This is a genomic window from Lyngbya confervoides BDU141951 (assembly GCF_000817775.3).
In the GTDB taxonomy this organism is placed as follows: domain Bacteria; phylum Cyanobacteriota; class Cyanobacteriia; order Thermosynechococcales; family Thermosynechococcaceae; genus Lyngbya; species Lyngbya confervoides.
In genome coordinates this window covers 75,618-100,849 of sequence record NZ_JTHE03000044.1, presented here as the reverse complement: position 1 = coordinate 100,849, position 25,232 = coordinate 75,618, and the positions used below count along the sequence as shown (strand labels likewise).

At 53.7% G+C, this 25,232-nt stretch carries 25 protein-coding genes; 8 read left to right on the top strand and 17 right to left on the bottom strand.

The genetic code is table 11. The features are described 5' to 3' along the window. Positions 1-37: 37 nt before the first annotated feature. On the bottom strand, positions 38-1,174 hold the full coding sequence (locus QQ91_RS07475; protein ID WP_166274572.1) for a response regulator: 1,137 nt from the start codon (positions 1,172-1,174) through the stop codon (positions 38-40). 290 nt (positions 1,175-1,464) lie between these two features. On the opposite strand from QQ91_RS07475, the gene yqeK reads away from it, so the two are divergent. Further along, positions 1,465-2,082 carry a bis(5'-nucleosyl)-tetraphosphatase (symmetrical) YqeK gene (yqeK, locus tag QQ91_RS07470; protein ID WP_166274570.1) on the top strand — a complete coding sequence of 206 codons (618 nt, stop codon included), beginning with the start codon at positions 1,465-1,467 and terminating at the stop codon, positions 2,080-2,082. 80 nt (positions 2,083-2,162) lie between these two features. Then, positions 2,163-2,570 carry a ribosome silencing factor gene (gene rsfS, locus QQ91_RS07465; RefSeq protein WP_166274568.1) on the top strand — a complete coding sequence of 136 codons (408 nt, stop codon included), beginning with the start codon at positions 2,163-2,165 and terminating at the stop codon, positions 2,568-2,570. Positions 2,571-2,693: 123 nt separating this feature from the next. On the opposite strand, the gene QQ91_RS07460 is transcribed toward rsfS, so the two are convergent. Further along, positions 2,694-3,638, bottom strand: a complete 945-nt coding sequence (locus QQ91_RS07460) for an ABC transporter permease (protein WP_166274566.1) — start codon at positions 3,636-3,638, stop codon at positions 2,694-2,696. A 435-nt stretch (positions 3,639-4,073) separates the two neighbouring features. Between QQ91_RS07460 and murA the strand changes: the two genes are divergently transcribed. Next, on the top strand, positions 4,074-5,393 hold the full coding sequence (gene murA / locus QQ91_RS07455; RefSeq protein ID WP_166274564.1) for a UDP-N-acetylglucosamine 1-carboxyvinyltransferase: 1,320 nt from the start codon (positions 4,074-4,076) through the stop codon (positions 5,391-5,393). Between the two features lie 159 nt (positions 5,394-5,552). Here murA and QQ91_RS07450 read toward each other — a convergent pair whose 3' ends face one another. Both QQ91_RS07450 and der read right to left on the bottom strand, forming a co-directional pair. After that, positions 5,553-6,314, bottom strand: a complete 762-nt coding sequence (locus QQ91_RS07450; RefSeq protein ID WP_166274562.1) for a HEAT repeat domain-containing protein — start codon at positions 6,312-6,314, stop codon at positions 5,553-5,555. Between the two features lie 260 nt (positions 6,315-6,574). Beyond that, positions 6,575-7,933, bottom strand: a complete 1,359-nt coding sequence (gene der / locus QQ91_RS07445; RefSeq protein ID WP_166274560.1) for a ribosome biogenesis GTPase Der — start codon at positions 7,931-7,933, stop codon at positions 6,575-6,577. Positions 7,934-8,053: 120 nt separating this feature from the next. On the opposite strand from der, the gene infC reads away from it, so the two are divergent. Then, positions 8,054-8,587 (top strand): translation initiation factor IF-3, encoded by a 534-nt coding sequence (gene infC / locus QQ91_RS07440; protein WP_166274558.1) that lies wholly within the window; start codon positions 8,054-8,056, stop codon positions 8,585-8,587. 35 nt (positions 8,588-8,622) lie between these two features. Here infC and QQ91_RS07435 read toward each other — a convergent pair whose 3' ends face one another. The 5 genes from QQ91_RS07435 to QQ91_RS07415 all read right to left on the bottom strand — a co-directional run bounded on the left by QQ91_RS07435 (position 8,623) and on the right by QQ91_RS07415 (position 13,778). Beyond that, positions 8,623-9,762, bottom strand: coding sequence for a hybrid sensor histidine kinase/response regulator (locus QQ91_RS07435; RefSeq protein WP_166274556.1), 1,140 nt, complete (start codon positions 9,760-9,762; stop codon positions 8,623-8,625). 197 nt (positions 9,763-9,959) lie between these two features. Further along, positions 9,960-10,703: an SDR family NAD(P)-dependent oxidoreductase gene (locus QQ91_RS07430; RefSeq protein ID WP_166274554.1), complete on the bottom strand. Its 744-nt coding sequence runs from the start codon at positions 10,701-10,703 to the stop codon at positions 9,960-9,962. A 160-nt stretch (positions 10,704-10,863) separates the two neighbouring features. Next, positions 10,864-11,433: a hypothetical protein gene (locus QQ91_RS07425; protein WP_166274552.1), complete on the bottom strand. Its 570-nt coding sequence runs from the start codon at positions 11,431-11,433 to the stop codon at positions 10,864-10,866. Between the two features lie 153 nt (positions 11,434-11,586). Further along, entirely contained in the window at positions 11,587-12,564 is a 978-nt protein-coding gene (locus QQ91_RS07420) for a septal ring lytic transglycosylase RlpA family protein (RefSeq protein ID WP_166274550.1), read from the bottom strand. Positions 12,565-12,989: 425 nt separating this feature from the next. Then, positions 12,990-13,778, bottom strand: a complete 789-nt coding sequence (locus QQ91_RS07415) for an ABC transporter ATP-binding protein (protein WP_166274860.1) — start codon at positions 13,776-13,778, stop codon at positions 12,990-12,992. 236 nt (positions 13,779-14,014) lie between these two features. Between QQ91_RS07415 and QQ91_RS07410 the strand changes: the two genes are divergently transcribed. Next, positions 14,015-15,448, top strand: coding sequence for an aromatic ring-hydroxylating dioxygenase subunit alpha (locus QQ91_RS07410; RefSeq protein WP_166274548.1), 1,434 nt, complete (start codon positions 14,015-14,017; stop codon positions 15,446-15,448). Here QQ91_RS07410 and QQ91_RS07405 read toward each other — a convergent pair. From QQ91_RS07405 to QQ91_RS07395, 3 genes are all read right to left on the bottom strand, one after another. Then, positions 15,445-16,158, bottom strand: a complete 714-nt coding sequence (locus tag QQ91_RS07405) for a uracil-DNA glycosylase (RefSeq protein ID WP_166274546.1) — start codon at positions 16,156-16,158, stop codon at positions 15,445-15,447. The two genes, QQ91_RS07410 and QQ91_RS07405, sit on opposite strands and share 4 nt — an antisense overlap. An 81-nt stretch (positions 16,159-16,239) precedes the next feature. Beyond that, positions 16,240-16,770 (bottom strand): GIY-YIG nuclease family protein, encoded by a 531-nt coding sequence (locus QQ91_RS07400; RefSeq protein ID WP_166274544.1) that lies wholly within the window; start codon positions 16,768-16,770, stop codon positions 16,240-16,242. Positions 16,771-16,838: 68 nt separating this feature from the next. After that, entirely contained in the window at positions 16,839-18,428 is a 1,590-nt protein-coding gene (locus QQ91_RS07395; protein ID WP_166274542.1) for a sensor histidine kinase, read from the bottom strand. Between the two features lie 208 nt (positions 18,429-18,636). On the opposite strand from QQ91_RS07395, the gene rseP reads away from it, so the two are divergent. From rseP to rpsN, 3 genes are read left to right on the top strand one after another with little or no spacing between them, the layout of a single operon-like run. Next, positions 18,637-19,728, top strand: a complete 1,092-nt coding sequence (gene rseP, locus QQ91_RS07390) for an RIP metalloprotease RseP (RefSeq protein ID WP_166274540.1) — start codon at positions 18,637-18,639, stop codon at positions 19,726-19,728. A 27-nt stretch (positions 19,729-19,755) separates the two neighbouring features. After that, on the top strand, positions 19,756-20,472 hold the full coding sequence (nth, locus tag QQ91_RS07385) for an endonuclease III (protein ID WP_166274538.1): 717 nt from the start codon (positions 19,756-19,758) through the stop codon (positions 20,470-20,472). 42 nt (positions 20,473-20,514) lie between these two features. Then, on the top strand, positions 20,515-20,817 hold the full coding sequence (rpsN, locus tag QQ91_RS07380; RefSeq protein WP_166274536.1) for a 30S ribosomal protein S14: 303 nt from the start codon (positions 20,515-20,517) through the stop codon (positions 20,815-20,817). A 129-nt stretch (positions 20,818-20,946) separates the two neighbouring features. Here the strand turns inward: rpsN and QQ91_RS07375 are convergent, their stop codons facing one another. The 5 genes from QQ91_RS07375 to rpe form a co-directional block, all read right to left on the bottom strand. Further along, a complete protein-coding gene (locus QQ91_RS07375; protein WP_166274534.1) occupies positions 20,947-21,285 on the bottom strand; it encodes a DUF8822 family protein in 339 nt (112 codons plus the stop codon). Positions 21,286-21,299: 14 nt separating this feature from the next. Further along, the gene (locus QQ91_RS07370; protein WP_201277040.1) at positions 21,300-22,004 is read right to left on the bottom strand and encodes a F0F1 ATP synthase subunit B family protein; all 705 of its coding nucleotides are present in this window, start codon (positions 22,002-22,004) and stop codon (positions 21,300-21,302) included. Then, the gene (gene coaD, locus QQ91_RS07365) at positions 21,953-22,465 is read right to left on the bottom strand and encodes a pantetheine-phosphate adenylyltransferase (RefSeq protein ID WP_166274532.1); all 513 of its coding nucleotides are present in this window, start codon (positions 22,463-22,465) and stop codon (positions 21,953-21,955) included. The genes QQ91_RS07370 and coaD overlap by 52 nt, the downstream gene beginning before the upstream one ends. A gap of 124 nt (positions 22,466-22,589) precedes the next feature. After that, positions 22,590-24,149, bottom strand: coding sequence for a lysine--tRNA ligase (gene lysS / locus QQ91_RS07360; RefSeq protein ID WP_166274858.1), 1,560 nt, complete (start codon positions 24,147-24,149; stop codon positions 22,590-22,592). Between the two features lie 160 nt (positions 24,150-24,309). Continuing rightward, positions 24,310-25,017 (bottom strand): ribulose-phosphate 3-epimerase, encoded by a 708-nt coding sequence (gene rpe / locus QQ91_RS07355; protein ID WP_166274530.1) that lies wholly within the window; start codon positions 25,015-25,017, stop codon positions 24,310-24,312. Positions 25,018-25,232 lie beyond the last annotated feature (215 nt).

Genomic DNA, 25,232 nt, shown 5'->3' with positions numbered 1-25,232 from the left:
ATTTTGGGGTTTAGCGCTAAATCTTTAAGGCTGGATTCTAAGCCTGGGTGGGAGCGGTATGGGTCAATTTCTGAACCAGCGCTACCATTTCAGCGGGATTAAAGGGCTTTGTCAGGTAAGCTGAGCAGCCCAGCATTTTAGCCCGCACCCGATCAAACAGACCTTCCCGGCCAGTTAGCATCACCACCGGAGTCTTACGGAGCGACTCGATCTGTCGCACCATTTTACACAGCTCGTATCCGTCAATTTTGGGCATTTCGATGTCCATTAAAATCAGTTCCGGCTGGTGGTTCACCAACTCTTGGAGCGCTTCGCTGGGGTCGAGGAGGGAAACCACCTCATAGCCCGACGGCTCCAGAGCCAGCTTCACAAATTGTTGAATGGTGCGACTGTCGTCAACGCAAGCAATGACGGGCTTGAGAGTGGGTTGAATGGCCCGATAGGGAAGCGCTCCCACGATGCCATTGCTCAGCAACGTCTCTAGGGCCTTGGCTAGGTCCTCAATGCGCAGGTTCAACTGCATCGCCATTTCGTACAGGCATTGCTCCTGCTCCAGCAGGGGGACCAAAACTTGGGGAGAAAAATGATCTGGAGCCGTGCGCTGGACCCAGCTCTGAAAGTCCTCCGGTTGACGGATAGTGTAGCGCTGAAAAGGCGACTTGACTGAGGTTTGCAGCACCACCCACTGATTGATATCTTCCCGCAGGGGTAAAATGAGTTGTCGAAAGGGAACAGAAAGCAGCAGGGGATCAAGGCCGATGGAAGAGGAATAGTCCACCTGAGCTTGGGGCATGGCCAGCAAATGAACCAGTGCTTCTGAGGTCAAAACGCTCAAGACCTGGCGGACCAGATTTAAAGGTAGACGATGGCTTTGCCAGCATTCGCAGATCCAATCGTAGTCAGAGTCAATGTGAGGGCTTTTGAGCTGATTCAGCTGGGGAAAATGCTGACCAATCAGATAGTTCAACCGCTCCATCTGACCCTCAATGCTCTGGGCAAAATGGACTTGGCCATTTCCAAAATAAACGCGCCATCCAATGGACGGATCACTGGGATCGATGACCGTCACTCGGCCAGAACGCTGCTCATCGGTAACTTTCTTAATGACCTTCGCAGGCGAGGCAATGGGGGATGAAGCAGATTGGGCGGCAGTTGGGTTCAAGGTGTAAGTCATTTGCCAGAAATGCGGAGTTAAGCTGTAGGTCATTTGCCAGAAATAACTAAGGAAAAAGCTATTTCACCGGATATTTTGGAGTTCCCATGCGACTGATCCAGACGTCAGGAGCAAACCAGTGGGGGGAAATCCCAGACCGGATAGATAGGGTGCCAGTCATGATCAAACAATGCTTCATCCATGGACATCAGCATGAACGGAAATAGCGTGGGAAGATCCCTGATACTCCTTAGGATTGACGTTTTTTCAGCGAGGCTATCACTGTGTAAACACTTAAATTTATTTAAGCAATGAATTTTCTAGACCGCGATCGCGTTTTGACCTGGCTCTACGACCATCTGCCCCAGCGGCGCGTTGATCATATTCTGCGGGTTGAACAAGTGGCGGAGGATCTTGCCCTTGTCCATGGTGTTGACCCCGAAAAATCTCGACAAGCTGGCTTACTCCACGATTTGGCTAAATTCTATCCGCCGGATACACTTCTGTCCACGGCCCGCCAACAGGGTCATCGAATCCATCCAGTAGAGCAGGCCCATCCCCATCTGCTCCATGCCTGGGTGAGTGCGGTGGAGGCCAACCGACTTTTCGGGGTTGAGAGTCCCGAGATTCTGGCCGCCATTCGTAATCACACCCTAGGCTGTCCAGGGATGGATGCCCTCAGTGGCATCATTTTTCTGGCAGATGCCCTCGAGCCTGGTCGTGGAGAGGGGGCCAAGCTGAATCAGATCCGGGCCTGGAGTCAGCAAAACTGGCATAAAGCGGTTTGGAAAACCTGCGACCATACCCTTAAGCAGCTCCTTAAGGCAGGTCAAATGATTCATCCGCAGATGCTAGAGACGCGGAACTGGGCCATGGCTCAGGCAAAGCTAAAAAAAGACGATAAGCTAGAGTCACTGGATCGACTCTAGGGTGACCCTGAAACGAGAGGTCAGGAGGGGTGCGCGCTCTTGCGCCTGTCTCGCTTGCCAGAGGTGGAGCCTAGGTCCTGATGAACCACGCTAAACCTGACTGTGGAATGCAATTGATTGAACCAGAGACGGATACGACTCAAGCCCTAGCCTATGCATTAGCTGAAGCCGCTGATGACCGTAAAGCAGCGGATATTGTGCTGTTCAAAATGGGAGAGGTCACCTACATTACAGACTATTTTGTGATTGTGACCGGGTTCTCCCGCACTCAGGTCAAGGCAATTGCCGATGCCATGGAGGCCCATGTCTTAGGTCGGCTGAATGTGCGACCGCTTCGGAAGGAAGGAGAGACGGACGGAAGCTGGATTGTGCTGGATTACGGCGATGTCATTGCCCATATTATGCTTCCTGAACAGCGTGAGTTTTATAACTTAGAGGCTTTCTGGGGACACGCCCAGCGGCTAGATCCGACGGCAGCTCCGCAGTAGCGCCAGGAAGAGGAGGGGGAATCCGAATCCTGCAAGTGGCTCCCAGAATATTGTCTGCGGCCTCCAATGCAGGGAGATCAAGCCCTCCGTGGCCAAGCCCCAACAGGAGGCCAGTGCAGTCGGCTAGTTGTCTGGCAGTTCGCCCTTTTTCAGTAGGGGATTTACAAATTCATTGAGACCTTCGCCCAGTAAGGAAAGCCCCACAACCATAAGGGTCATGGCCATTCCAGGGAAAAAAGCGGTCCACCAGATGCCCGTGGGTAGCTCCTTGAGGGCCTCACTCAGGTCAAAGCCCCATTCCGGAACTTCCTGGGGCAAGCCAAGTCCCAAAAAGCCGAGTCCGGCCAGGGTCAAGATTGCATCGGCTGCATTTAAGGTAAACAGCACCGGAACGCTCTGCACCACATTTCCGAATAAGTAGCGAGTTAACACTCGCCAGGGGGATGCCCCCAGGGCCTGGGCCGCTTCAATAAACACTTCGGTTTTGACACTGACGGTGTGATTGCGCACGACGCGGTAATACTGGGGAATATAGGCCACGCTCAAGGCAATTGCGGCGTTGAGAATGCCAGGATCGCTGATGATCAAGCTCAGGCCTGAGAGGGTTTGTCCCTTGAGAATATAGGCAATTGCAATGGCCAGCAGCAGGCCCGGCAGCGTGTAGGTGGTGTCCATGACGAACAGCAACACCCGATCGGTGGGTCCCCCAAAATAGCCACTCAGCATTCCCAAGGGCACCCCAATCAACAGGCTGAACAGCGTGGCAATCACCACCACCTGGAGAGCAACCTGGGTGCCAAAAACCGTGCGGCTGAGGACGTCGTAGCCTTCATCGTCGGTGCCAAACCAATGCTCCCACGAGGGCGGAGTGCTCAGGGGATTGTCAAGGCGCAGGCTCGCATTTTGGGGATCTTGCAACCACCCCCACTGGGCAAAAAGCGGAGCAAGACAGGCGATCGCGATATAAAACAGCGTAATCACTAAACCAATGAAGGTCAGTCTCAACGACAAACTGGACCGCTGCCAGAACTTGAAAACACGAACGCTGGGCAAAGAGGAAGAGGTCATGGGGGCTGTGATCAGGCATCCAGGGCAATCTAAACTCCCTGATTATTCCATCAAAAACTCCCCATGGGTACTCCTGCCCTTGCCCCCTCGAGACCTTGAGTACAGTTCATGGCAGCAGGGACCGCCAGATTGCAGCGCTAGGAGAATCCAACCCCGGTGATCGAACCTGATCGCAGTGAGAGGCCGGGATCACCAGGGAATTAACCCGCCTATGATAAGCTTTACGATTATTAACGGATAGCAAAAAAATATTTTGTTTAGCCTCAAAATTAACCCGATTGGCAGTTTTTGTGCATCTTAAGCTGTAGATAGGCTAACAAGCAGGAAACATTCCCAGATCAACCCCGAGAACTTGTCATCTAACAGATTTCAGGTACAATCTGACAGAATATTTTTTGTGTGGACGCTAAAGTGTAGGAGCCCCCGAAAACTTCCATGACTACCCAACTTTCTCCTGAAAAGCTCTCAAAATCCTTTCAGAATGCCCAAAAAAAGCCTGTTCTCCACATTTGGGGGCGTGCCTCCTTGGAGGGGCAAGTTAAGGTGAGCGGCGCCAAGAATTCCGCCCTTGTCCTCATGACGGGAGCCCTGTTAGCCGCAGATACCTGTCGGTTAACCAATGTTCCAGAACTGGCTGACATTGAGGCCATGGGACAGATTTTGGAGGCCTTGGGAGTCAAGCTCAAAATTCAGGGAGAGTCATTGGAAATTGATGCCACCCACATTACGGAAACAGAAGCCCCCTATGAGCTGGTGAGCCAACTGCGCGCCAGCTTTTTTGCACTCGGTCCCCTGTTAGCTCGTACCGGGGTGGCTAAAATGCCGCTACCGGGGGGGTGTGCCATTGGGGCAAGACCAGTGGACCTACATGTTCGGGGTCTTCAGCAGATGGGAGCTGATATTCTGATTGAGCATGGCGTCGTTAACGCCTATGCACGCCAGTTAAAGGGGGCTAAGATTTATCTGGACTATCCGAGCGTGGGCGCTACGGAAACCTTGATGATGGCGGCAACCCTTGCCGAAGGCGAGACGATCCTGGAAAATGCCGCTCAGGAGCCGGAGGTGGTGGATCTGGCCAATTTCTGTCGATCCATGGGCGCCCGCATTTCTGGCGCAGGCACCAATAAGATTATCATTCAGGGGGTTCAATCTCTCCATGGAACCGACTATTCCATTGTTCCAGATCGCATTGAGGCAGGAACTTTTCTGGTGGCTGGAGCGATTACCCATTCGGAACTCTCGGTCTTTCCTGTGGTTCCGGACGATATGACTGCGGTGATTGCCAAGCTGCGCGATATCGGGGCTCAAGTGGTTCAAGATGCTCCCGATCGCCTGCGACTGATTCCGGGAATGATCCATCGCGGCACTGAGATTGAAACCCTCCCCCACCCAGGCTTCCCCACTGATATGCAGGCACTATTTATGGCCCTGTTGACCCTTTGCGAGGGCAGCAGCCTGGTGACAGAAACAGTCTATGAAAACCGCCTGGGCCATGTGCCGGAGTTGGTGCGAATGGGCGCCAACATTAAGGTCAAGGGCAACCATGCCGCCATTCAGGGCGTCCCCTTTCTCTCAGCAGCACCCGTCACGGGCACCGATTTGCGCGCTAGTGCGGCCATGGTTGTGGCTGCCCTGGCGGCAGAGGGTAAAACCGTGGTCCAGGGTCTTCACCATTTGGATCGGGGGTATGCCAACATTGAGGCCAAGCTGCGGGGATTGGGGGCGAAAATCGAGCGGGTTTATGTCCCGGCATAGCCGCCGCTGCCCCCTGCTGTTCCTCTTCTGGTTGCATCCATAGCGCCATAACAGCCCATTTGCCGCTGCCTTAAAAAGGCAGCGGTTTTGCAGTTTGGGCCGGACTATCAGGTTTTATACCCTGCGGAAACAAGCTCGGAAAGCGGGCCAGCGTGTAGATCACAAAGAGCTTTCTGGCTCTAGATCTTCAAGGGCTTGCAGGCCGCGAGGATCTCCTAGTTTAAGCAGGGCTGCCTTAGCATCTTCTTGCACCCCCAGATCTCGATCCTTGAGGGCTGCAATGAGGACTTTCAAACCTAGCTGGTAGGTGTCACTGACAGGAATGGCCTGGCAAAGCTGCCCTAAGGACCAGGCGCAATTGCTCCGGACAGCAGCCATGGGGTCTTGCTCCAGGGAACTGGCCAGAGCTGGAACAGTGACGCAGGAATAAGCTTCTGCTTCCACCAACCCCACCTGTCCCAGGGAACTGGCCGCCCACAACCTCACGGCTGTAATATCAGTCATCAGTGCTGCAATCAGGGGCCGAATTGCCTGGGGATCGCTACAGTTCCCCAAAGCCCACACCACTCCCTTGCGCACGTAGCCATTCCAGTCCTGGTTCAGTTGATCAATCAAGGGTTGCACCGCCCTTGGGCCAGGGTTCCGACCCAGGGCATAGGCTGCACTAACCCGCACAAGAGGACATTCGTTGCTCAAGAGCTCAATCAAGGGCGCCGTGGCGCGGGGGTCCTTGACCTCACAAAAAGCGCGGATTGCAATCATCCGCTGGGTTTTATCGGATGACGCCAGCAACCCTAATAGCTCCTCGACATCCGGTCCGGCCTCTTCCTCAGGGGGGTCCGTGACCGGAGGCAGCTTGTCCAACGGGCTTTCGAGCGCCTCGTCTGAATCGAGTAAACTTAATTCGTCTTCATCATACATAGCAATCACTTTACAGGACGGCTTTACTAAAAGTCGATGGGCCAGGTTGACTTGCACGGATTCGACCTGACCGGCTTCTCAAATGCTCTAGCGCTGCAGGTTTACGCCTACCACAGTGGCCCCAGGGACAGCGCTGCTGATCCCTGGACTCCGGGTTGCCACTCTGGTCAGCCCGCCCCGTTCTCCGAGGATAGGGAGACGCAGGGAACTGTGGCACCCACAGAACAGGGAACTGCTAGATCCCGAACTCCCGCGGATCCTTAGCGGGTGGCGCGATTGGTGCTTTGGCGCTCCACGTCCCTGGCTCGCTTGCCTCGCCAAAAGAATCGTAGGGGAGTGCCGATAAAACCTAGGGACTTGCGAAACTGACGCTCAATGTAGCGACGATAGTTGTCCTTAAACAAGGCTGGGTCGTTGACAAATAGGGCAATCGACGGGGGCTGGCTGCTCACTTGCGTCCCGTAGTAAATTTTGCCCTGGCGTCCCTGGCGGGTGGTGGGCGGTGTGTGCCAACTGACGGCATCTTCTAGCACTTCGTTGATGACGGAGGTGGACACGCGCCGCTGATGCTGGGTGACTGCCATATCCACTAAATCAATGATTTTTTGAACCCGCTGACCCGTTTTGGCGCTCGTAAAAATAATTTGTGCCCAGTCAATGAACTGCAGGCGCGCCATCAGCTCCTGCTCCACCTCATAGATGGTGTAGTTATCTTTTTCGATCGCGTCCCATTTGTTGGCCACCACCACGCAGGCGCGACCTTCCTCGGCAATGCGCCCCGCCAGCTTTTGATCTTGCTCCGTTACCCCGTCGCAAACGTCCACGACCAAAAGCACCACGTCGGCACGGCGAATGGCCTTGAACGCGCGGTTAATTCCAAAAAATTCCGGGCCGTAGTCCACATGCTTTTTCTTGCGGATTCCAGCAGTGTCAATTAAGCGGTAGCGATTGCCATTGCGCGTCACCACCATATCAATGGAATCGCGGGTGGTGCCAGAGATGGGACTCACAATGGAGCGATCGCTTCCTACAAACGCATTGAGCAAGCTAGATTTCCCCACGTTTGGGCGACCCACAATGGCAACTCGTGTTTCCTGATCCGGCTCGTGGTCATCGGCTGGCGGGAGATAGGTGATCACCTCATCGAGGAGTTCTCCGGTGCCTGAACCGTGAATGCCAGATACGGGGTAGGGTTGCCCCATTCCCAACTCCCAAAATTGGGTGGAGAGAGTCAGCCCCTGCTCTGGAGATTCGCATTTATTCACCGCCAGCAAGATGGGGGTTTCGTTTTTGCGCAACCACTGGGCCACCTCTCGATCTGCGGGGGTAGGGCCTGTTTGGCCGTCCACCACCAGAATGGCCAGGCTAGCCTCGGATAAAGCCGACATTACCTGCTGACGAATGTGGGGCAGAAATTCAGAATCATCGTCAAATACTAGCCCTCCCGTATCCACGACCAAGAACTCGCGATCTTCCCAAAAAGCCGGTCGATAGGTGCGATCGCGGGTAACCCCAGGCGCATCATGCACAATGGCATCGGTGAGTCCCGTTAAGCGATTCACAAGGGTGGACTTGCCGACATTGGGACGGCCGACAATCGCAACAATGGGTAAACCCATGACTTTACCTGCAGAGACTTAATAAAAATATGTTGTGAGGATGCAGTTTGAACCGAAATTCCGGGGTAGAATCTATTGCGCTAGCATATAGATTCTCAACATCAACTGAATAAAAGGTCTGTGGCTCCAAATAAAAAGTATAAACAAGATCTACCGAATATCAATGAGCGGATTCGCTTTCCCAAAGTTCGAGTGATTGATGCGGATGGAACCCAGTTAGGCATTATGTCTCCCCAGGAAGCAAGGGGAATTGCCGAGGACAAGGGGCTGGACTTGGTTCTAGTGAGCGATAAAGCCGATCCACCGGTCTGTCGCGTGATGGACTACGGCAAGTATAAGTTTGAACAGGAAAAAAAGGCCCGCGAGGCCAAGAAAAAGCAGCATACCGCTGACGTCAAAGAAGTAAAGATGCGCTACAAGATTGACGATCACGACTACAATGTGCGCGTCAATCACGCCGCCCGATTTCTAAAATCAGGCGACAAGGTCAAGGCAACAGTTAACTTTCGAGGCCGAGAAATACAGCACTCTCACCTAGCCGAGAAGCTCCTCCGGCGCATGGCCGAGGATCTAGATGAGTATGCAGAGATCCAGCAGGCTCCCAAGCGGGAGGGCAGAAATATGATTATGTTTCTCTCTCCGAAGAAGTCCTAGGGCCCCCGTCTCGCTGGCTGTAGGGCAGGGATAGGTTACGGGAGAGCAAGGGACTGCTGAACCTGAGGGAGCATCACGGTGAAGGTGCTGCCGACTCCGGGGGTGGAGATCACCTGAATGGTACCCTGATGGGCCTCCACAATATACCTGGAGACATGGAGGCCTAGGCCACTCCCACAGGCACTGTGTCCTCCAGTTTTAAAGCGCTCAAATAGGTCTGCCTGGATTGGCTGAGGAATTCCAATGCCGGTATCCGCCACCTGAATTTCAACCGCTGGAGCATCAGGATATTGGGCCCCTTGGGGATGCCGCAGCACCTGAACCCTAATCTCTCCCTGAGAGGTGAACTTAATGGCATTGCCCAGTAAGTTGGTAAGCAATCGCCGGATTTCTAAGCGATCGCCAGTCAATTTAAGGGGTTCGGACTGTATGCTGCAGGAAATTTCCAAGCCCTTGCGTTCACATAGCGGCGTCAGTTCTTGCATGACGCCGCGGATCACCTGCCCCAGATCGAGAGAGGTAAACTCCAGGGGATACAGTCCGGATTCAAACCGATACACCTGGAGCAGATTATTCACCAGATCAAGCAGATTTTGGTTGCTTGAAGCCATGGTGGCCAGAATTTCTTGTAAATCGGGGGATAGGGGACCAAACCCCTCCTCCAGGATCAGCTCCAGCATGCGATCGGCTGCCACTAGCGGTGTGCGCAGATCGTGGGTGAGACGGGAGACAAAGTCTTCCCGCTGGCGAGCAATGCGATCGCGCTCATCCATGGTGTGTTTAAGCCGCAGGAGCGAGCGGACCCGAGCGAGAAGTTCTGCCACCTCCACAGGCTTTCGAATAAAATCGTCAGCTCCCACATCTAAGCCCATCACAGCGCTTGGCGTGTCATGGGCCGTGATCAACAGAATGGGGAAAATGGGCAATTCAGAATCTTGGCGAATTTTCTGGGTGATTTCGTAGCCATCCATATGGGGCATCATCACGTCCAAAATCAGCAAGTCTGGCGGATTTTGCTTGATCTGCTCCAAGGCAGTAAACCCATTGTCCTCCACTTGGATTTCGTATCCCTCGTCAATCAAAATGGCCTGAATGAGGAAGGAGTTATCTGGCAGATCATCCACGACCAGGACCCGACTCGTTTGGTTTTGCAGGACGGCAGAAAAAGGGGGCATGATCACTCGAGGGCGTTGAATCCCCGCGGTGGGCAGCGTCGGAACTATACCCGTCTCGCGCAAGGAAGGTAGAGCAGCATAAATCAGAGAATCTTAGCCCCCAATAGTATAGAGAGCTAAATTCAATCGCGATGTTTATTAAAACACAGATTGCCCTGGCAATCGCGGTCCAACAGGGCCCTGGCCCTCTGCTCTTGCTACCAGGGAATCGGACTGCCGTCCCAAGCAAAGAACTGACCGCTATGGGTTCCATCTAATCGCTCCAATACCTGCCAAAGCTGACGGACGGTGCGATCAACGCTGAAGAGTTTTTCCGGGGGGACATTGCGCTGAAACGGTTGGGAGAGTTTGGTGTCGGTGGTGCCTGGGTGCAGGCTGACCACAATGGTTTGGGGACTTTTGCGCCCATATTCAATGGCGGCGCTGCGCACGAACATATTTAGGGCGGCCTTGGAGGCTCGATAGCCATACCACCCTCCCAGATGGTTATCTTCTATGCTGCCGACCCGCGCAGAAATAAAGCCGAGAATGCTGCGATCGCGGTGACGGAGTAACGGCAGCGCGTATTTTGCCAGGAGGATGCCGCCAATGCTGTTGATCTGAAAATAAGCCTGTAACGCCTGTGCATTAACCTGCTGAAGGCTTTTTTCGGGGGAGAGGTGAGGGCCATGCAAAATGCCCACACAGTAAAGAATTAGGTGTAGATGGGGGGTTTGGGCCTGGATTGTGCCGAGTGCCTGCCCCAGGGAAGATTCCTCAAGCACATCTAGAGGCAACACTTGCAGGCGTGCAGGATGTATCGCTTGCAGCTGTAATAAGTCCTGGGCCGTGTCTAGATGGCGATAGGTGGCATAGAGAGTTTTGACTTGGGGATGGGAGAGGCAGTGGTGGACAAAGCCCAGACCAATTCCGCTGGTCCCCCCCACAATGAGAACATTCATGCGGCTTTGAACCTCGCGGTAAAACCCTCCCATTGTGGCCTAGGATAATCGGCATGTGTTACCCCCATGTTGCCGCGGCCCCACTCTAAATCCGGGATAGATTGAGTGCATTTTTGTCCGAGAATATATTCCCTTGATTCGACTCGTTTCCTGAAGCTGATCAGTCTCGCTTTGAATGAAAATTGCCGCGATGCTTGCGGGCCTCCATGGCTCGCTCCAAGAGGGTTAACATCCCTGGCGACTCCTCTTGGATGGTGAGCAAGAGCTGTTCTCCCAGGAGCAGATCTGCATCTCCCGGATCGTACCCCGTGGCCATGACTTCTTGTAGCCGAGGCAAGGCCCAGTCAGCCACCATCTCCACTAGGCCATCAAAACAGCGATCAAACTGCTGCTCCGTGAGGGTTGAATCCTCCAGGGGAAATTCGATAATGGCCCGGATTTCGCCATCGGACGGATCGTATTCCCACTGCAGCATTTTGGTTTCCCAGGAGATGATCAGCATCGTTTGTAAGATGGCCATCTTATGGGGATGGGTTTGAACTCCCCCCACCACCTGGGGCACAAAGACCTTAAAAAATTGTCCCTCTTCCTCTAGCTTGACCACTACGGTCAAGGGTTGCGGATCGTCGGTGGGAACGCGAACGACAACCAGAAAGCGTTCAGGACGCAGATCGTAGGAGAGCTGGCGGTGATCCAAGTAGGTCGCAATCTGCTCCAGTGTTGCCCCCATTGATTCATTGAGTCCTTGATATCTCGGTAGACACCAATATTATCAGCTCCCATAGGGCATGAATTACCGCTGATTTAGCCGATTGCATTGAGCCTTTTGGCGCTAAATCAGCGGTTTGATGGGCCCATCGGCTCCGGCTGAACGGATGCCCCACTAACGAACAATGTCAAGCCGCACTGGTGCTACACCACTGCTGACAACGCCAAGGGCCTGAGCCGCTCCCATGGATAAATCAATCACGCGGTCATGAATAAAGGGGCCTCGATCGTTAACCGTCACGGTGACTGCTCGACCGTTGTTGAGATTGGTCACGCGCACCTGGGTCCCAAACGGCAATGTTCGGTGAGCTGCCGTTAGAGCATACTGGTTGAACCGCGCTCCGCTGGCCGTGAGATTGCCGTGGAATCCAGGACCATACCACGAGGCCCAGCCACTTTGATATTGAGCGGCATTGACCGCTTGCACAGCCGCTGGTTTAGGGGGCACAGGACGACCCGTAATCTCACGCAAGGGGGAAGCCTCTCCCAGCTGACGACGGAGCAAGTTGGTCATCTGAAGCGCATCTTCACCCCGATCTCCAGTAGCCTTAGGCAGAGTCACTTGATCCGACAGGGCTAGAATCGGCTGATTCTGGGCGTGAATCACGTAGGTTTGCTGATCTTTATCCCACTTAACCCCAATTTGACCCGCATCAAACTCCGATTGGCTCATTTGGTTCACCAAGTTCGCAAACTGAGTGGCCCGGGCCATGGGCGCGTCGGCGTCATTGGTTGACTGGCTGGCCTTTGACCCACCTTGACCGAGGAAGGTGGCGACCGGAATCTTAGAGACATACACCGTAACCGCAGCCTTCCCCTCTAGTTCATGGGCAAATACGGTGGCCACGGGATTGAGCTGGATCGCGGCAGCAGCCTCGACTGCCGCCGCAGGATTGTCCTCAGACCGGATTCTGCCCACCTTGGTGACAGCCGGTTGCGCACTGGCATCCTTTGAAGGGCTGAATAATGCCTCTGCTTGGCTTCGGGCTTCAGCGGGGGAGATCGACTCAGGAGCGGTATGACCGACGGACAACCCTCCAATGACAGACACGATCAGGGCACTGGCTAGGCTAGGCAAAACAATTTTGTTCATAAAAAAATCGCTTTGAACGCGACGATCAAAAATTTCAAGATTTCAGGACACATCCTCACCAGATGGAAATGAAGCTGACAACACCCTGGTTTCAAATCTTCAACAAACTATCACGCTCTCCCTGTGGACAGCACAGTATTTCTACCTAGTGGATCCCCTTTTCCTAACTGGATCCCAGTTTTTAAGAAAAATAATTTTTGAGCAAAAAAAATAAATTCCAGTCCAGTTGTTCGCTCAAGCACCAAGGAGAGAGAACTGTATAGATTAGAAAAAATTATGACTTTAGGAGGAACTGATATGATTTTCCAGGGGATGAAGGGAAGATTTTGCCTCCAAGGGTTGGCACCGTGACAGGGGATGGGGTCCTTGGGCCACCGGAATCCGTGCATCTACGGTTTAGGAGCAGACTGACAGCCCTGGCTGGCCTACTGGTGTTTGCCCAATGCTTCCATCGGTCCCTGGATAGCCCCTTGTAGAAATTGCACCACGTAGGGATTATCGGTAGTTTCTAAGTCCGCCACGGTACCGCGCCAATGAACCTTCCCCTGGTAAAACAGCACCAGCCGCTGACCCGTTCGCCGGATAGTGCTGTGCTGATGGGTCACAATGGCATAGGTTTCGCAGCCAGAGGACTTTTGTAGTTCAACAATCAAATCTTCGATAACCGTGGATGCCACGGGGTCTAAGCCGGCGGTGGGCTCATCGTAGAGCAGAATTTGGGGATCATCATCGGCATCCTCAGGATCATCAAGGATGGCTCGTGCAAAGCTAACCCGCTTGCGCATTCCCCCCGAGAGGGCATCGGGATAAAGATGACCAATGCCAGGCAGTCCAACCAAGTCTAGTTTTTCTTCCACCAGTTCATAGATTCTTTTCCGGGAGAGCCGGGAGTGCTGAAGTAGAAAAAAACCAACATTCTCAGCCACGGTTAGGGAGTCGAACAGCGCTGCCTGTTGAAAAACCATACTCATTCGGATAGGGCGAGTGACTTCATCTTCCGCACCTTCCCAGCGATCTCCCCGAATCCAAATTTCGCCATCATCGGGCTTGAGTAGCCCTGCAATAATGCGCAGAATAGTCGATTTTCCAGTGCCGGATGGCCCCAAAATAATGAGCGATTCCCCCTGATAGATGGCTAGGTCTATCCCATCTAGGACCACATTTTCGCCAAAGGCTTTACGAATTCCTTTGAGTTCAATCAGGGGCTGACGCACCAGCGCTGAAGGAGTAGAGTCATCCATGGCGATCGATCACTAGAGAAGGCACAACTGACGCACTGAACTCACATTGAGGTCGTCTCAGCAAACCACCTTCTCAGGAAAAGCACGGTAGAATTGTTATAAATATTTACAAATCTACTACTGTCACGGTTTAAATTCGTTGACTTTGAATCCGCTGATTTTTCGCTGATCATTTTGATCGTTTCAGTCCCCCTAGACGTTTCACTGTTATGGTTTCAGCTGCTTCTGTCTCAATCGAGCCATCCTCAATCGGGCCATCCACCTCAACCCTGGATCGAACAACCCGTGAGGTGCCAGCCGGGGGCGCGGATCCAGCCCGGTTTGACTGGAAGGAGGTCTGGTATCCCGTCGCCTACATCGAAGATTTAGATTCCTCCCAACTGACGTCCTTCACGCTTTTGGAAGAGGATTTGGTGATTTGGTGGGACACCCATGGGGGTCAGTGGCGAGTCTTTCGAGATCAATGCCCCCATCGGCTAGCACCGCTGTCCCAGGGACGAGTCAATGAGTCGGGGCATTTGGAATGTCCCTACCACGGTTGGGCCTTTAATGGATCTGGCCACTGCGAGCAAATTCCCCAGCAAACGGAAGGGCAACGGGGGGCGGATTCTCCCCGAGCCTGTGTGCGATCGCTACCGGTGTCCGTGGCGCAGGGCCTGTTATTTGTTTACCCCGGATCCCCAGAGCATGCCCCTCAAGTTGCGGTGCCTACGGTTGAACCCCTTGCGGCCGATTCAGAGGACTGGGTCTGCCTCAATACCTTTCGAGATCTGCCCTACGATGCTCTCACCCTCTTGGAGAATGTATTAGATGCCAGCCACGTGCCGTTCACCCATCATCGGTCCGTGGGCAATCGCAGCAACGCTGGGCCGGTGGAACTCGAGCTGCTGCAGGCCGACCGCCAGGGATTTACGGGAACCTGGAAGGAAGGACCGCGCCGGGGCAAGCTGGGACAGCAGGATACCCGGTTTATCGCGCCGAACCTGATGTGGCATGATCTGACCTCAGAACAATTTGGCCGCACCATGACGGTGGTCTATGCCACGCCCATACGCAAGGGTGAATGTCGCTTATTTGCTCGCTTTCCCTTCCGATTTAAGGCAAAACTGCCTCGCTTCTTCCTGAGGGTAACGCCCCGCTGGTACTCCCATCTGGGCCAAAATGCGGTGCTGGAAGACGATCAACTCTTTCTGCATTACCAAGAACGCTATCTGGAGGCCGTGGGTGGGGGTGGAAAGCATGCGGCAAAGGCCTTTTTCCTGCCAACAAAGGCAGATCGGTTTGTCCTGGCTCTGCACCAATGGGTCGATGGCTTTGCCGCCGATCCCTTTCCAGGTCAGAGTTTGCCGCCTGTGCAGTCGCAGGAGCAGCTGCTGGACCGCTACCACTCTCACACAGAACACTGCGCAAGCTGTCGAACAGCTCTGGGGCGGATTCGGACCCTCAAGCAGGTTGCCTTAGCTGCGGGATTGATCAGTTTGGCCCTGACACCACTAATCGCGGCAACAGGACAGTTGACGGTACTTTCGGGCTCATGTATAACCCTGAGCACGATCTTCCTGGGCGCGATGGCTGGGGGATTAACTGCGCTAGAGTCGAAGTTCTTCCAGGGTCGGCGCATCCCGCCGCGCAATCAAGACTAGGACCCCTCTGCCGCCTGCAGTTCCTCTAGCTTTTGCCGGACCTGCTGAATATCTTGCCACATCTGCCATTTGGGACTTCCCACTGCCTTGGACGGATTGCGCAGTAGATAGGCGGGATGCAGAATAGGCATGCAAAGGTAGCCTTCCCAGGTTAGCCATTCCCCCCGGATTTTTGTGATGCCCTTCTTGATTCCTGTAATGCCGCGCACGGCCGTGGCTCCCGTCAGGAGAATAATCTTGGGGCTGACCAAGCGAATTTGCTCCAGCACGTAGGGTCGACAGGCGGCGCTTTCGTCCGGGGTAGGCGTTCGGTTTCCGGGGGGACGGCACTTCACAATGTTGCAAATGTAGACATCTCGCTCTGCCTCTAAATGGACCGCGGCCAGAATTTTCTCTAGCAGTTGCCCCGCTCGCCCCACAAAGGGAAGTCCAGTTTCGTCCTCAGTTTGACCCGGACCTTCCCCAATAATCATAATTGGAGCCTGGGGATTGCCGCGGCTAATCACCACGTTGGTGCGCGTTGCCGCCAGATCGCAGCGCTGACACTGGTTACAGTGCACGGCCATGTCTGCCAGGGACGCATAGGTTCCCACAGGGATAGGGGTAGAAGCACTCACGGGAATCAGATCCCGATTGATCTTGACCTCGGGGGCAGGAGCCTGGGTGACCCCCTGCAGATTGAACAGGTCAATTTGTTGGTCTTGGGACATGGATGATAAAAACGCTGACGTAAACAGGGGCGATCGCTGGGGCCTGATTATGACTCAATCAGGCGGGCTGCTTGCTTTAATTTACTGAATATCAAGGATGCCCAACTCCTTGAGCTTAGGATTGAACCGAAGTTTCTCCCGGAGGCCGCGATCGCTCAGCTGCCCTAAAATGTCAGCCTCAATGCGGCGAGCAATCTGCTTAGTCGCTCTTATCTTGCCGCGCTCGTCCAAATGCGACACCTCCAGGATTGCCTGCTCTGCAGAGGTCAGGCGTTCCTTCACCTGAATGGCCTCAATCCAACCAGATTGGGGATTGCTCTGGGAATAGGGCGATCGCCCTATCTCCTCCAACCAGGCTTGGACTTGAGCCTCTAGATCCCGCTTGCTAGGACGATCAATCATTGTTGCCTTCACCCAGTGGCAGGCCAGTGGCTGACGGACTAAATGTTGTTTCAGACTGACCCGTACATTGCGAGAATAGCCCAGATGCTGAGGGGATTGATGCTGGTCAAAAATGACATAGGCTCCAATTTTTTGATCCAGGGCCTGGGGCAAGTAACCCTGATCATCAATGTAAGGGAGATAGGCGAGGTCTTGCAGAGAAACGGTCATTGAGCTTATGCCACCTTCCAATAGCGCTGGATCCATCCCTTCCAATGTAACGGGGATTGCCCCCCAGCTTAAATTGACGAGGCTACCTGGCTTTCCCAGGGATCCAACGGCAGAAACATCGTCATAATTTCTCCCTGGGGTAAGGATTGGCGGACGGTCAGCTTACCCCCCAGAAAATTAAAAATTTGCTTTGTGGCCGGAAGACTCAGACTCAACCCCCCCGTCTCAGGCTGAAACATCAAAAGTTGCCCCACGGCCTTGAGCAGAGACTTGCCTTGATGCGCTGAACCACAGGGGGAAGCGTCAGGGGGTAAACAGGACCGCAGCTGTAATTTAAGCTGATCCCCCGCCAAGCTCACGAGCAGATAAATTTGGCTCCCCAGGGGTAAGGTATGGCTAAGACGCTCAATCAAGCCCGTTAAGACCTGATCCAGCATATTGGGATCTCGAATGGCAATGGCAGGTAGGTCCTCTGGAATATCCACTTGAAAATTTAGGGATCGATTTTCTAACAGTGTTTTCCAGCGATCTATTTTTTCCTCCAGGATCTGCTGCAAAGAGATGGAGGTAAGGGAGGTATCCAGGGAGGCGGCCGGTGAAGTGGTTAACTCAATCGCCCGAAAAAACAGGCTAAAGCGATCAATTTGATCGACGCATTCGCGCCGAATGGCTTCCAAGCGCTTGATCACCTCCGGGGGCAAATCTTTGCGGCGCAGCAGCAACCGAGTCAGGGTCTGAATGGTGGCCAGAGGCGTGCGCACTTCATGGGCGATCGCCTGCAAGAGCTCCAAATCCACCGATCCGGGATCGCCTGGGGATTTGGGCAAAGATCTCTGCGATCCCGTTCTTCCAGGCCACTGGCCGGGGGCAACCGATCCAGAGGCAAGGTCCTTGGGACTCCTCGCGCGCGCGGGGTCCATCTCCCCGCCCCGCCCCTGCCGCCTCAGGGGTAAAACAGCGGCGCGCCCCTCTAGATCAACCACCATCGAAGGCTCTTGAGTGAGCGTTGCCTGCTTTAAAATCCATTGGCTAAATTGCATGGGAATGCGGTAGTCGGGCGCCTGGGGGGGAAACCGTTCCAACCACTGCTGTAACGGGTGCAGCAAATTGGGGCGATGGGCACTGACCCGGCTGAGCAACACCGCCAGAACTTGATGGGCCGTTTCCGGTGCAAAGGAAAAAGCACAAAAATAAGTTCTACCGTCCGGGCTAGGGCTAAGGGTGGCGGTCCAAACAAAATCCGCCGTAAGAACCATGCAAAACTGTTCTAAAAGCAACCGGTCCCCACTGTCCAGGGGCACAGTGTAATCCAGGGCCGCATCCACTGGCATCTCCAGGGTGCTTGTGGGCAGCAAGGGACGGTGCAATGACCACTGTTTGGGCAGCCATAGACAGGTTTGAACGTGGGCAAGAATGGCTGGGTGGTGCAAAACCGGCGTAGGGCCGGACAAAACCAGTCCGCGGAAATTATCCACCGAGCTAGAAACCTCACTTGCCCGCGCCGAGGCGTAATCGTGCAGCCAAGGGGACAGGAATCGTCCCATGGCTGCGATGGCACAGCGCCAGGCACGGTGGGCTTCTTCACGACTCCGGTAGGAGGTTCCTGCTAAGCCAGGTTCACAGGTCGTAAATGCGTTTTGGATCGGCAGGAAACGCATTGGAATTCTTGAAGTGTGCAGGTCTAATCAAACCTTAGCGACTCGGACGGGCGTTTGAATAGGGTTTTATCCGAACCCTCTAAGCCGGGTTCCCTGGTCAGCCCTATCCCGTCGTCCGTTACGATTAAGATACATCAAGCCCCAATTCCTGCTTTGTCAGGGATGGCATGATATGCAAACTGTAACTGGAAGAGTCCTCAGAACCCCTATGCCTGTTCTTGCTGCGATCGCTGTGGTTGGTATTCTCATTGTTGTCCATGAACTAGGGCATTTCCTGGCAGCTCGTCTTCAAGGTATTATCGTCACCCGATTTGCAATTGGATTTGGCCCCGTTCTCTGGCGCTACCAGGGAAGGGTGACTGAATATTCCCTCCGCGCAATTCCTCTGGGTGGCTACGTGGCGTTTCCAGACGATGAACTAGAGGAAGATCTAAACTCCAGTGATCCAGGCCTGTTAAAGAATCGCCCCATTTTAGATCGAGCCATCGTCATGGTGGCTGGAGTGCTCGCCAACTTAATTTTTGCCTATTTACTGCTGATGACCCAGTTGGGAACAGTGGGCATCCCTGAGTTTCAACCTCAGCCTGGCGTCCAAATTCCCCAGCTAGTCAGTACCATGAGTTCCGCGGCCGGGGAGGCCGGTCTGCAGGCGATGGATGTTGTTATCCAGGTGAATGGTCAACCTTTGCCCCCTGGATCGGTGGGAATTGACCGGATGCAAGAGGCCATCCTTAGCAGTCAGGGGAGTCGCCTGGAGCTTTTGGTCCTCAGAGATCAAGAACAGCTTGAATTCAGCGTTGCACCCCAGATCGATGAAGACGGCATTCCCAGAATTGGGGTGCAGCTTGCCCCCAATGGACAGTTTATCTTTCACAAGGCTACCCATCTCACTCAGCTCATCAATCAGTCCAATCAAGAATTTGAGCGGATTTCTCGGCTGACGGTTCTTGGGTTTGCCCATCTCATTTCAAACTTTCAAGAGGCTGCCTCACAGCTTTCGGGACCCGTGGCGATTGTGGCCATGGGTGCCGACATTGCCAAATCAAACGCCGGGAATCTCTTACAATTTGCCGCACTGATCAGCATTAATCTGGCCTTTATCAACATCTTGCCCCTCCCAGCCCTGGACGGAGGGCAACTTCTCTTTCTAGCCTTCGAAGGCATTCGCGGCAAACCGCTGCCGGTGCAGTTCCAACAAGGGGTCATGCAAACGGGTCTATTTTTAATTATGGGGCTGGGGGTACTTTTAATTGTGCGCGATACTGCTAACTTGAGTTGGGTCCAACAGCTCATGCAGTAGCGCCTCAAAGGAGCGCGGTAGTTGACCATGTCCCAAACACGCCTGGCTCCCCAGCGGAAACGTGCCTTAGAAATCTTACGGCGGCTGCACATCGCTTACCCCGATGCAACTTGTACTCTGAATTACGAGACTCCAGTACAGTTGCTGGTGGCCACGATTTTGTCTGCCCAATGCACCGATGATCGCGTGAATCTGGTGACGCCGCCCCTGTTTTCCCGCTTCCCGGACGCCCCCTCCTTAGCCGCCGCTGAACGGGAGGAAATTGAGCGCTTAATTCAGTCAACGGGCTTCTACAGAAATAAGGCCAAGCATATCCAGGGCGCTTGTCAAAAAATTGTGCAGGATTTTGGGGGCCAGGTGCCCCACACCATGGACGCCTTATTGACACTGCCAGGCGTTGCCAGAAAGACTGCCAATGTGGTGCTGGCTAATGCCTTCGGGATCAACAGGGGCGTTACCGTTGACACCCATGTCAAACGCTTATCCAAGCGCTTGGGGCTGACCCGGCATGAGGATCCAGTCAAGGTGGAGCAAGACTTAATGCCTTTGCTTCCACAACCAGAGTGGGAAAATTGGTCTATTCGCCTTATTTATCACGGCCGCGCAGTTTGTCCAGCCCGTCGTCCCCGCTGTGAAAGCTGTTGCTTGGCTGATGTCTGTGCGTCGGCGGGAAAAGTGGTGTCAACGGCAGTGACCGGGCGCCAGCGTCCCAGAAAAAAGTCACCGAAATCAGCAAAAGTTTAGTAGGATAGGGAATGCTGTCAAATTAGGCTTTTTATCCCATCCATGGCTAAGGTTAGCATGATTCAGCGTGAACGCAAGCGAGAAAAGCTTGTGGAGAAATACGCTGAGAAACGTCAGGCAATTAAACAACAAATTGCTCAGGCCACCTCTCAACAGGAAAAAATGGAGCTACATCGAAAGTTGCAACAGCTCCCCCGCAACAGTGCCCCGACTCGTCTTCGCAATCGCTGCTGGGTTACAGGTCGATCTCGCGGCTATTTTCGAGACTTTGGTCTGTCGCGACATGTGCTGCGAGAAATGGCCCATGAGGGTCTGCTTCCTGGCGTCACCAAATCCAGCTGGTAATTGCTCATCGGGTAATTGCCCAGCGGAGAATTGCAAAAATGCAATGTTGGGCAAGCCCTCCAGCGAGGACTTGCCCAACTGATCCTGAGAATCTATACCCTGAGGATCCGTGCCGGGTTCGTAGGGTTCCTAGCCCATTCCGCAGCAGGTATCAATGCCCAGGCTAGAGAGCAAAAGATCGCTAACGGCATTGGCGACCGCAAACTCGCTGTAAAAGCTTTTAGAGAAGTCAAACGCCTGCATTTCGCTCACAATGGCGATCACCAAAGAGCCAATATCATTTTCTCCCTCTAGGCGCTGGCGAAAATAAACCTGCGCGGCTCGCTGTGCAATCGTTGCATTGACGGGCTCCGGCAAATATTCTTGATCCAGCCACTCCCTTAACTGTTGACAAAGCCAAGCTGACTCCTGCTGCGGAGATTGGCAAGGGGGCAACTGAATCGATTGAATGTATTCACCCTCTGACATCGACTTTGTGACTCCTAGGATCCCTGGGGGCGCCCCTTCGCGGAAACTACCTGCCCCTCAGAGAGATTTTGCTGGGGAACTGCGGCCGCCGAATGGGTGTTAATATGGCGGCGACCATTTTGGATCACCTTAATCATGGCGCTCAGGTTGTGCTCAAGTTCGCCCAGGACACTATCGGCATAGCGATCGGACTCGCGGTGAATTTGCTCACATTCCATCCGGGCCGATTTGCGGAGTGAGTCGACTTCCTGCTGAGTTTGGCGGCGCACTCTCTCAATTTCCGAGAAGTTCTGACGACGGATCTGATCAACCTCGTCCTGGACCTGTTTCCGAAGCTCCTGCGCCTCAATTTCTGCCTGTTTAATGATGGTCAGCTCATCGGCAATCTGGGCAGCCCGGCGTTCTGCCTGCTGAATAATCTCCTGGGCCTTTTGCCGGGCATCATTGAGAATATCCTCGCGCCGCTCCAGTAGGGTCTCGGCATCCTTAATGCAGTCTGGAATGCTGCGTTCAATGGTCAACAACTGAGTCAGTAGCTGGTCATCATCAATGATGGTGCGACTGGTCATCGGCAGCTTGAATCCCTCGAGGACAATAATCTCCTCAAGCCGCTGTAGCTGCTGCTGTAACTCCAAGCCTTGTTGGTGAGTCGTTTGAGTTTTACCTTTCACAGAAGATTTCTTGGGCACGCTGGTGGTGGAGGAGTCTTGTCGTAACATTTTTCTAACTCAGTGGCAACGTTACTGGGAACTAGATGAGAAATTGAACCGCCAAACTTGGCAATTTCTTTGACAAGGCTACTGCTCAGAAAACTGTGCTCATTGGAGGTGGCCAAAAAGACAGTTTCAATGGAGTCGGCTAAGCTCTTATTGGTGTGGGCCATTTGTAGTTCATATTCGAAATCTGAAAGAACTCGGAGGCCCCGCAGTAGAACCTTTGCCTGCTTTCGCTGGGCATAGGTTACGGTCAAAGACTCGAAATGATCGATTTCAACGTTATTCAGATGCTGCGTACAGGCCTTAATTTGGGCGATACGCTGTGGAACCGAGAATAACGGCTGTTTGCTAGGATTGCGGGAAATTGCCACGATAACGTGCTCAAAAAGCTGACAGCCTCGTTCAATAATATCGAGGTGTCCCAGGGTAATGGGATCGAAGCTTCCTGGATAAATCGCAATCATAGGTTCGCATTCTCATGCACGAGATTATAGTCCATGAATCTGATTTCGTAACTACCCTAAAGAATTTCTTGTCAAAATTCTTGCTGGCGTGGCGGGAAAAAGGTCTGGAATGAGGTTTTTCGCCCTAGAGAAGGGGAGGGTCTTTCCCCTCGTGAGTCACGGTTTTGAGGAGGGGAAAGGCAATTACATCTCGAATACTGGGGGCATCGGTTAACAACATAACCAGGCGATCGATGCCGATCCCTAATCCACCGGTGGGGGGCATACCATATTCCAGCGCGGTGAGAAAGTCTTCGTCAACGCCATGGGCTTCTAGGTCGCCGGCTACCTTTTTGGCCGCCTGTGCTTCCAGTCGTTGACGCTGGTCGAGGGGATCGGTCAGCTCTGAAAAACTATTGGCGGTTTCGCGGCCCACAATAAACAGCTCAAAACGCTCGACTAGCGAGGGTTGATCCCGATGGGGTTTCGCCAAGGGCGAGATTTCCACGGGGTAGTCCATCACAAAGGTAGGCTGGATCAAGGTGGCTTCGACCTTTTGCTCAAAGACCTCATTCAATAGCTGGCCAATGCTTTGACAATCGGCAATCTCGGTGATCCCCGCCGACTCTGCGGCCGCGATCGCCTCTTGGAGATGGGTAAAGCGTTGGAAGTCTAGTCCGGTTTTTTCCTGGACCAGATCGTGCATGGTGACGCGACGCCAGGGCGGTGTCAGATCAATGGTCTCTCCCTGATAAGGCACCACAAGACTCTCCAGAACCGAGTTGGCCGATTCCACCACCAGCGCTTCGGTCAAGTCCATCATGTCGTAGTAGTCCGCATAGGCCTGGTAAATTTCAATGGTGGTAAATTCCGGGTTATGGCGGGTGGAGATTCCCTCATTTCGAAAAATTCGCCCCAGTTCAAAGACCTTTTCAAATCCCCCCACAATCAGCCGCTTCAGATGGAGTTCTGTGGCAATGCGCAGATAAAGCTCGCGATCCAGCGTGTTGTGGTAGGTGATGAAGGGGCGTGCCTCTGCGCCGCCCGCTTCACTCTGCAGGACAGGGGTTTCAATTTCAATAAAGCCCTGGCGGTCCAGATACTGCCGAATGGCAGCAGTCACCTTCGCTCGCTTGCGAAAGGTGTCACGCGCCTGGGGATTCACAATGAGGTCCAGGTATCGCTGGCGATATCGCTTTTCAACATCCGTTAGGCCATGCCATTTATCAGGCAGGGGCAACAAGGACTTGGTCAAAAATTGATAATCCTGTACAAGCACCGATAGCTCCCCTTTTTCAGTGCGTTTGAGGGTGCCGCGAACGCCGATAAAATCTCCGACGTCGGTAAGCTGCTTGAGGTGGTTAAACGTCTGGGGATCGCCATCACCCATGGCAGTGCTGAGGTGCTTTTTATCCAGGTAAAGCTGAATGGTCCCGGTTTCGTCTTGAAGGCTGAAGAAGGCTAGCTTGCCAAATACGCGCCGGGCCAGAATGCGTCCGGCGATCGCCACTTGCACCTCCACCTCTGCGCCCTTCTCTAGGGTGGCGTATGTCTCTTGAAGCTCCTGGGCACGGTGGGTAGATTCCCAGCGGTAGGCGTAGGGGGTTAGACCGAGGTCCTTAATTTGCTCGATTTTCTCCAGACGAGCCGCACGAATCTCGGCAAGGGTGGACTGGCTTTGGGCAGCGGGGCGATCGGAGGCCATGGTACTCAAGTCAACGGACAAAGGTTGTAGGGTAGGGATTGCAGCAGATAAGCGGCACGCCCCAAGGGACGTACCGCTCATCTGCAGTCCAACGGGTGGAGATAGGGCGCGGTAGGAGGACAGGCGCGGATCGGGAGGATCAAAAGTAGCGCCGCAATCCTCAGACAGAGGCCAGTTCAGGTTCCGGCTTTTTGCTGTTGCGAATGCCGTCAATGGCCTGTGCGTAGTCCTCGGCATTAAAGACAGCAGATCCAGCCACAATGGCATTGGCACCGGCTTCCAGTACCTGCCAGGTGTTGTTGGCCTTGAGACCGCCATCGACTTCAATCCAGGGATCGAGACCACGCTCGTTGCACATCTGACGCAGCTTACGAATCTTGGGCAGTACCTCAGGGATAAAGCTTTGCCCCCCGAAACCGGGGTTGACACTCATGATTAAAATTAAATCGCACAGATCCAGAACATATTCAATTTGATCCAGGGAGCTGCCGGGATTGAGTACAACCCCGGCCAATTTGTCTAGTTCCTTAATCTGTCCCAGGGTACGATGGAGGTGCGTGGTGGCCGTGGCTTCCGCATGGACTGAAATAATGTCTGCGCCCGCCTTAGCAAAATCAGCTACATATCGCTCTGGTTCGACGATCATCAGATGAACATCTAAGGGCTTTTGCGTCACAGGACGTAGGGCATCGACGATCAGTGGGCCAATGGTAATGTTAGGGACAAAGCGACCATCCATGACATCAACATGGATCCAGTCGGCACCTGCTTCATCCACGGCTCGCACTTCGTCACCAAGTCGGCTGAAGTCCGCGGATAGGATAGACGGCGAGATCACCGTAGATTTCGGCGAGGTTCGTAGGGTCATGATTTCAACTCTCTAGTGCGGCAGGTCCAGTCCGCGATCGCGCGGAAGATCCCTGGATTTGGTATTTATTTTAACAAAGTCTTTATGTTCCACCTAGTAAATCATGGAGCTCCATGAATCCCAATCAATTCCAGGGGGATTGATTCAGTTTTCTAATCGTTGCCTGTCCTAAGAATCATCGGGCTTCTCTGGTTTGCCGTGGAGAGGGCAGACTA

What these genes read in the sequence shown, in the direction of transcription:
- QQ91_RS07430 (WP_166274554.1), bottom strand. Translation starts at nt 10,703, where the DNA reads ATGAATGTTCTCATTGTGGGGGGGACCAGCGGAATTGGTCTGGGCTTT.
- rsfS (WP_166274568.1), top strand. Translation starts at nt 2,163, where the DNA reads ATGAACCACGCTAAACCTGACTGTGGAATGCAATTGATTGAACCAGAG.
- der (WP_166274560.1), bottom strand. Translation starts at nt 7,933, where the DNA reads ATGGGTTTACCCATTGTTGCGATTGTCGGCCGTCCCAATGTCGGCAAG.
- QQ91_RS07370 (WP_201277040.1), bottom strand. Translation starts at nt 22,004, where the DNA reads ATGTTACGACAAGACTCCTCCACCACCAGCGTGCCCAAGAAATCTTCT.
- QQ91_RS07420 (WP_166274550.1), bottom strand. Translation starts at nt 12,564, where the DNA reads ATGAACAAAATTGTTTTGCCTAGCCTAGCCAGTGCCCTGATCGTGTCT.
- rpsN (WP_166274536.1), top strand. Translation starts at nt 20,515, where the DNA reads ATGGCTAAGGTTAGCATGATTCAGCGTGAACGCAAGCGAGAAAAGCTT.
- QQ91_RS07400 (WP_166274544.1), bottom strand. Translation starts at nt 16,770, where the DNA reads ATGACCGTTTCTCTGCAAGACCTCGCCTATCTCCCTTACATTGATGAT.
- QQ91_RS07435 (WP_166274556.1), bottom strand. Translation starts at nt 9,762, where the DNA reads ATGCCCCCTTTTTCTGCCGTCCTGCAAAACCAAACGAGTCGGGTCCTG.
- QQ91_RS07450 (WP_166274562.1), bottom strand. Translation starts at nt 6,314, where the DNA reads ATGTATGATGAAGACGAATTAAGTTTACTCGATTCAGACGAGGCGCTC.
- QQ91_RS07395 (WP_166274542.1), bottom strand. Translation starts at nt 18,428, where the DNA reads ATGCGTTTCCTGCCGATCCAAAACGCATTTACGACCTGTGAACCTGGC.
- murA (WP_166274564.1), top strand. Translation starts at nt 4,074, where the DNA reads ATGACTACCCAACTTTCTCCTGAAAAGCTCTCAAAATCCTTTCAGAAT.
- QQ91_RS07375 (WP_166274534.1), bottom strand. Translation starts at nt 21,285, where the DNA reads ATGTCAGAGGGTGAATACATTCAATCGATTCAGTTGCCCCCTTGCCAA.
- lysS (WP_166274858.1), bottom strand. Translation starts at nt 24,149, where the DNA reads ATGGCCTCCGATCGCCCCGCTGCCCAAAGCCAGTCCACCCTTGCCGAG.
- coaD (WP_166274532.1), bottom strand. Translation starts at nt 22,465, where the DNA reads ATGATTGCGATTTATCCAGGAAGCTTCGATCCCATTACCCTGGGACAC.
- QQ91_RS07405 (WP_166274546.1), bottom strand. Translation starts at nt 16,158, where the DNA reads ATGTCCCAAGACCAACAAATTGACCTGTTCAATCTGCAGGGGGTCACC.
- nth (WP_166274538.1), top strand. Translation starts at nt 19,756, where the DNA reads ATGTCCCAAACACGCCTGGCTCCCCAGCGGAAACGTGCCTTAGAAATC.
- QQ91_RS07460 (WP_166274566.1), bottom strand. Translation starts at nt 3,638, where the DNA reads ATGACCTCTTCCTCTTTGCCCAGCGTTCGTGTTTTCAAGTTCTGGCAG.
- rseP (WP_166274540.1), top strand. Translation starts at nt 18,637, where the DNA reads ATGCCTGTTCTTGCTGCGATCGCTGTGGTTGGTATTCTCATTGTTGTC.
- rpe (WP_166274530.1), bottom strand. Translation starts at nt 25,017, where the DNA reads ATGACCCTACGAACCTCGCCGAAATCTACGGTGATCTCGCCGTCTATC.
- yqeK (WP_166274570.1), top strand. Translation starts at nt 1,465, where the DNA reads ATGAATTTTCTAGACCGCGATCGCGTTTTGACCTGGCTCTACGACCAT.
- QQ91_RS07475 (WP_166274572.1), bottom strand. Translation starts at nt 1,174, where the DNA reads ATGACTTACACCTTGAACCCAACTGCCGCCCAATCTGCTTCATCCCCC.
- QQ91_RS07425 (WP_166274552.1), bottom strand. Translation starts at nt 11,433, where the DNA reads ATGGGGGCAACACTGGAGCAGATTGCGACCTACTTGGATCACCGCCAG.
- QQ91_RS07410 (WP_166274548.1), top strand. Translation starts at nt 14,015, where the DNA reads ATGGTTTCAGCTGCTTCTGTCTCAATCGAGCCATCCTCAATCGGGCCA.